This window comes from Bartonella sp. AC62GZZY, assembly GCF_042196525.1.
Classification (GTDB): Bacteria; Pseudomonadota; Alphaproteobacteria; order Rhizobiales; family Rhizobiaceae; genus Bartonella.
This window is the reverse complement of sequence record NZ_JBHIQN010000006.1, coordinates 93,427-99,456: the sequence shown is the minus strand read 5'-3', so window position 1 is coordinate 99,456 and position 6,030 is coordinate 93,427. Positions and strand designations below refer to the sequence as shown.

The window sequence follows — 6,030 nt, the reverse complement described above, 5'->3', positions numbered from 1 at the left end:
TGCAATAATATCTTTATATCCAACGCACTCTTGCTCTTTTTGCTCAAGTTGTTCAGTCAATTGAAGACACTTCTGTTCCCTTTGTGCAATAATATCTTTATATCCAACGCACTCTTGCTCTTTTTGCTCAAGTTGTTCAGTCAATTGAAGACACTTCTGTTTCCCTTGTGCAATAATATCTTTATGTCCAGCGCACTCTTGCTCTTTTTGCTCAAGTTGTTTAGTTAAATGCTTGTTCTGATAAATTGCCAATGCAAGCATTAAGCTTCCCCCACAACACACTATCATTGCCAAACCGAACAAAAAATCCACTGAGTATCCCGAATACCACAACTTCCCCATCAATATGATGCAGAAAATCATAACACCGCATCTTACACTCCCATATTTTTTCCCCCATTTCCACATGACCTTAATTGTAGCTATTCTGAAAGCTATTGCCAATTTTATGTCTTCTTCCATTCTTGCTCTCTTTTATTCTCACCAACATTTAACGCAGCTCTTTTATCGATCCCTCGATATTGTATCAATATGTATATATCTGATTTGAAAATAACTACATATTATATTTTAATAAAAATAATACACAAAATATAGATATTTTTATTGGTAAAATAAAACAATTTGTATTTAATTGTATTGCTCTTATGCTTTATGCACTTTAAAGAAAAGCCTTATAATTCTTAAAATGCACTCCCATAATATTGGTTCAAAGTACTCAAACGCCTAACACAGCAAAACATGGCTGCGTGCTCACCTTGTTTTGTAAAATTGATAAAAAGTGTCTCTCTACTCATTTATCGGCTCTTTTTTAGTAAATCGGCATCATCATACACTCTCCTAACCCCTAATGTTATACAGCCCATAAAACTTGAGACGCTTCATGAAGAGGACTTATTCTTTCTAAAGTGTTTACCTCACGCAATCTTCCCTGTTTGGTATATGCAAGAGACATGGTTTTAACTGATTCAACATAACCAAATTTGAAACGAGAAATTCCATGTAAGATCTCTCATGAAAAACAATGCGTTATCATTATAAATCAACGTGACAGTGCTGTTATGAAGAGAACTCCTTGCACATCTTAATAGTCCATAGCGATTTAACTGGATATTATTTTATATTCTGTACACAAATGAAGTATTTTTATAAAAATGCTTCATCTCAGGCAGAAAAAAGAACAGCCCGTTAAAAAAGAAAAACACCTTAAAGCTTGCCTTTCTTTTTTCCATGAGAGTTTCAAATTGATAAGCCTGTCTGAAAAGAGTGCTGTTTATGCCTTTAAAGATACTGCTCTTGTATCAAGATCACTTACTCAGATGAGAATTGCAGTTTAGCCAAATGCGCATAAACATTATTTTTTATAATGAGTTTTGTGTGTTCCTTCTTCCACAAGAGAGCCTTTATCCATCACGAGAATACGATCCGCTTTTAAAATTGTTGCAAAACGATGTGCAATGACCAAGGTTGTACGATTTTGCATCAATCCTTCTAAGGCATCTTGCACCAACTTTTCACTGTTTGCATCTAAAGAAAATGTTGTTTCATAAAGTAGTAATACTTTGATTTATAATAATAATTCATTGTCTTGTATGTTGAATGAGAATCTCGAATACCGTAGGATTCTCTCATTTCAAATCGGTTCCATGGTGAATCAATCAAAACTATGTTTCTTGCACGTACCAAGCGGGGAGAGTCCGCGTGAATAAAAAAACTATTAAGAAAAGATTTAAAATGCCTCTCATGAATCGTCTCAAGTGCTAAGGGCTGTAACAACATCCACGAGTTGGCAAATATAATGATGGTGCTGGCTTGCTTTTTCATAAGCGTAAATATGCAGGTGCACAATAGCTTTACCGTTATAGCATTCATGGATGCCGTCGCGAAATGGACTTGGGTGCTCTTTGAGAGATATATCTTTAAAATAAGCCTGTGAAACTGTAACAAAACGGCGTTCTGTTTTCCGTGAGGAACAAAATCCCATTAAAAAACGGAATAAACAAAAGTGTGAGGCAATAAGCAATCTCCATTATTTAAAAGATATTGCTCTGAGCTGGCAAAGTGTGTGATGGTGCTGGCTTGCAGTAAGAGGGCTGCATTTCTTAAAATCGCCTATGCAATACCAATGCGTTGTCTTTGCCCTCCAGAAAGCATGGTACTGCGTTCTCCTCCTTGCGTATTAAAGTCGTTTGGTAAAGCTTGAATAAATTCAAGTGCATTGTCCGCTTTAGCGGCAGCAAGAATTTCTTCTTCATGGGTATTTTCAATTCAAAAAAGATGAACTGTTTGCAATCGTTTTATCTGAGATTTTTATACGCTATGAGAAGAGGTGTATGCGTGTATTTCAAAATGATTTTTGAATTTAAAAAACGCAACCACTACGATTTATAAGGGTTTAAGACCTATCTTTTTCTGTTGGATGCGTTTTTGAATTAAATTTAAAGTGCACTCTTTGACAGGATAAAAAAACCATCGTTTGCAATCGTTTTGTTTAAAATTTTTGTACCCCATAAGAAGGAGGCTTTTACATGCCAATATTACCAAAACGATTTTTGAACTTAGAAAGACGACCACCACGGTCTACAAGTGTTTGGGATCCACCTGTCCATGCTGGATGCGTTCTTGGGTCAATATCTAGATTAAGGGTATCACCTTCTTTTCCCCAAGTGGAACGCGTCGTATATTGGGTTCCATCCGTCATTACAACGGTAATTTTGTGATAGTTGGGATGAATATTCGCTTTCATGCGTCAAACCTTTTGCGTTTATAGAATGAAAGAACACTTACTCATTTTTTTAAGTGCGCTTCCTTTGTCTTTTTGATACACTGATTTAAAGTATTTATTTCTATAGCTGAGCACGCATCAAAAAACAAGTGTTCAAGATACATCATTGTATCAAGTGTTATAAATCATTTAATAGAGTGAGCGAAATTTTATAATGTTACATTATCATTCAGAAAAATCTACGAAATCTTCCCATAAAAAATCTTCATTCTCTTCGCTTGCAATTTTTGTTCCTTATCTTTTGCGCTATCGTTGGTTGTTTATCTTTGCCTTTATTGCTTTGTCTGTTGCCGCTCTGATCACATTAGCTTTGCCAGTGGCTATCCGACAAATGTTTGATCATGGGTTTTCTACTTCAAGCCATGGACATATCAATTTTTACTTCGGAATTTTATTTATCTTAGCTTTGTTTCTCGCATTTGCTTCAGCTGGACGTTATTACTGTGTTATCACCTTGGGAGAACGGATTGTTGCCGATTTACGGCGTGATGTGTTTGTTCATATTATGAGACTCTCTCCTGCTTTTTTTGATCGGTCACATTCAGGAGAGATTGTTTCAAGGCTTCTAACCGATACAACACAAATAAAATTAGCCGTTGGTTCGACCGCCTCTACTGCTTTGCGTCAGTTGATTATCGTGATCGGAGCTGTCGTGATGATGGTGATCACCAATGCCAAATTATCTTTGCTGGTTCTGGCTGCTATTCCTATTGTGGCCATTCCCTTGGTAGTCTTTGGACGTAAAGTTCGCTCTCGTACCCGCGCGGCGCAAGATCGTCTCGCAGATGCCAATGCTGTTGCTACAGAGCAGGTAAGTGCTATTCGCACTGTGCAAGCTTTTACCGCTGAAAAACTCGTTACAATACGTTTTTCACAATTGATAGAACGTGCTTTTCAAACAGCACGTGCTTCTGTAATCTTGCGCTCCTTTTTTACGGGGTTTGCAATTTTTTTGGTTTTTAGCAGTGTGGTTGCTGTTTTATGGATTGGATCGCGTGATGTTTTGAATGGAACGATGACAGGAGGGACCTTAGGACAATTTGTCCTTTATGCGGTTTTTGGAGCTTCTACTTTTGCGCAATTATCGGAACTGGGAGCAGAATTAATCCAAGCAGCAGGCGCTGCTGAACGGCTTGCCGAATTGTTACAAGAAAAACCTACTATTGTAGCTCCTAAAAATGCTTTATCATTAGAGCAACCTGTTCGAGGTGAACTTGTTTTTGATCAGGTTGATTTTACCTATCCCTCTAGACCACAAGAGAAGGTTTTACGCTCACTTTCATTTTCTGTAAAAGCAGGCGAAACGGTTGCTTTTGTTGGGGCTTCCGGAGCAGGAAAAAGCAGCATTTTTTCTTTGATCCTTCGTTTTTATGATCCAATAAGTGGAACAATTCGGTTGGATGGCATGGAAATTAATCGCCTTTTTTTACAAGATTTACGCAGTGCAATTTCCTATGTTCCACAAGATGTCGCCATTTTTGATGGAACATTGCGTGATAATATTATTTTTGGAACTGAAAATACCCATGAAGAGGAAATCCTTGCTGCTGCTAAAGCGGCTAATGCACTTGAATTTATTCAAGCTTTACCAGATGGCTTGGATACGCAAGTAGGAGAACGCGGTACCATGCTTTCTGGGGGGCAAAAACAACGCATTGGTATTGCGCGGGCAATTTTAAGAAATGCACCCCTCTTGCTGCTTGATGAAGCAACATCTGCTTTGGATGCAAACAGTGAAAAGTTGGTGCAAGACGCCTTAGACGGGTTGATGCAAAATCGAACAACATTGGTCATTGCGCACCGTTTGGCAACAATTTTAAAAGCAGATCGTATTCTTGTGATGGATAAAGGCGCTCTTGTGGAAGAAGGAACCCATGCCGAACTTGTGGCAAAAAATGGCGTTTATGCCTATCTCGCAAAATTGCAATTTTCACCTGAGTGAGTGATCTTGATACAAGAGCAGTACTTGGGCAGCAGTACTTGGGCGTGAATACCGCGCTTTACAGGCAGAGGATTATTAATTTAAGGGCTCATGGAAAAAAGAGGGATAAGAATTAAGATGAAAAAGAGGAGCAAGAATTGAGGCAGTTTCTTTTTGAATTACAGATTGTTCTTTTTTCTGCATAAGGTAGATCATTTTTATAAAAACGCTTCTATGTACAGAATATAAAACGATGCCAAGTTAATCTCTATGATTAAGGTGTATAAAGAACTCTCTTCATAATAAAACCGTCATGTTGTTTATTATAAAGATAATTTATTATTTTTCGTGAGAAATCCTAATACCATAGGATTTTCTTATGCTAAACTCTCATAGTGAATCAAACAAAATCTTTTGCTTGCACATCACAAGTGGGGTTGGTGTGTGGAGTGAAATTGTACAAGAAAGGAGCAAGAACCTCTCTTGCCCCTTTAAGTTCCAAGGGATATCACAACATTGGAGCGCTGACAAAAGAATATACGCTGGCAAAGATTAATAATGGTGCTCGCTTGCTTGAGTCCCTTATGCAGCTTACTTGATAGACTCTACCCTAAAAACTTACCCCACTCTTTAAAAAAAATTAATATGAAAAATTTTTCATGCCCTCTACCTCAGCGCTCTAAACAATAGTGTTTACCGAAAATCATGATAAGCTGTAATTTATAAATACGCTTCTCTCATCTGTAAAAGTATCCTTTTATTCTCTTTTAAAAAACGAACATTTTTTGAACATTGTTTGCAGATTCTTATTATTGAAAAAGAGCAAAGATTTTTTTAGCGTTTTTGGGTGTCTCTATAATTTTTGTGTGAGCGCGTATGAGCAACAGCTTTTGTAATAAACCCGCTTTTGGCAAAATTGTAAAATTTTATCAAATTTATTGTTTGTAAATATCACCACGACCACTGTTCTTCTCTTGCAGACACAACAACCTCAAAACACTTTCTCTTTGCTCACAAATCGTCTCTCCAACTCTCTCTTCCAGTCATAGCCTATAAAAGTAAGGATAGAGTGCTTTGATTGGACACCATCTTCTCATCCCCAAGACCCACAATCCCATCATTTATATTTACAGCCCTCATTTATAGCACCTCCTGTCGTGCTTTAAGAAGGCATTTTAACGATGATAGGAACGTGTACAAAAGTATCTAGAGCAATATCTTTTAAATAATGGAGATTGCTTATTGCCTCACATTTTTGTTTATTCCGTTTTTTAATGGGATTTTGTTCCTCATGGAAAACAGAACGCCCTTTTGTTGCAGTTTC

At 37.3% G+C, this 6,030-nt stretch carries 2 protein-coding genes and 4 pseudogenes; 2 read left to right on the top strand and 4 right to left on the bottom strand.

Features of this window, described 5'->3' with window-relative positions; all coding sequences use genetic code 11:
- Both ACFIML_RS05585 and ACFIML_RS05580 read right to left on the bottom strand, forming a co-directional pair.
- Positions 1–261: pseudogene (locus tag ACFIML_RS05585) on the bottom strand (hypothetical protein); the annotation flags it as partial.
- A gap of 1,050 nt (positions 262–1,311) precedes the next feature.
- Positions 1,312–1,561 (bottom strand): annotated as a pseudogene (locus ACFIML_RS05580) (ABC transporter); the annotation flags it as partial.
- 305 nt (positions 1,562–1,866) lie between these two features.
- On the opposite strand from ACFIML_RS05580, the pseudogene ACFIML_RS05575 reads away from it, so the two are divergent.
- Positions 1,867–2,051, top strand: a pseudogene (locus ACFIML_RS05575) (integrase); the annotation flags it as partial.
- Between the two features lie 473 nt (positions 2,052–2,524).
- Here ACFIML_RS05575 and rpmE read toward each other — a convergent pair.
- Positions 2,525–2,746 (bottom strand): 50S ribosomal protein L31, encoded by a 222-nt coding sequence (rpmE, locus tag ACFIML_RS05570; protein ID WP_005774581.1) that lies wholly within the window; start codon positions 2,744–2,746, stop codon positions 2,525–2,527.
- Positions 2,747–2,936: 190 nt separating this feature from the next.
- Here rpmE and ACFIML_RS05565 point away from each other — a divergent pair, with 190 nt between their 5' ends.
- Positions 2,937–4,727: an ABC transporter transmembrane domain-containing protein gene (locus ACFIML_RS05565; RefSeq protein WP_375687597.1), complete on the top strand. Its 1,791-nt coding sequence runs from the start codon at positions 2,937–2,939 to the stop codon at positions 4,725–4,727.
- Positions 4,728–5,904: 1,177 nt separating this feature from the next.
- On the opposite strand, the pseudogene ACFIML_RS05560 reads toward ACFIML_RS05565, so the two are convergent.
- Positions 5,905–6,030 (bottom strand): annotated as a pseudogene (locus tag ACFIML_RS05560) (integrase); the annotation flags it as partial.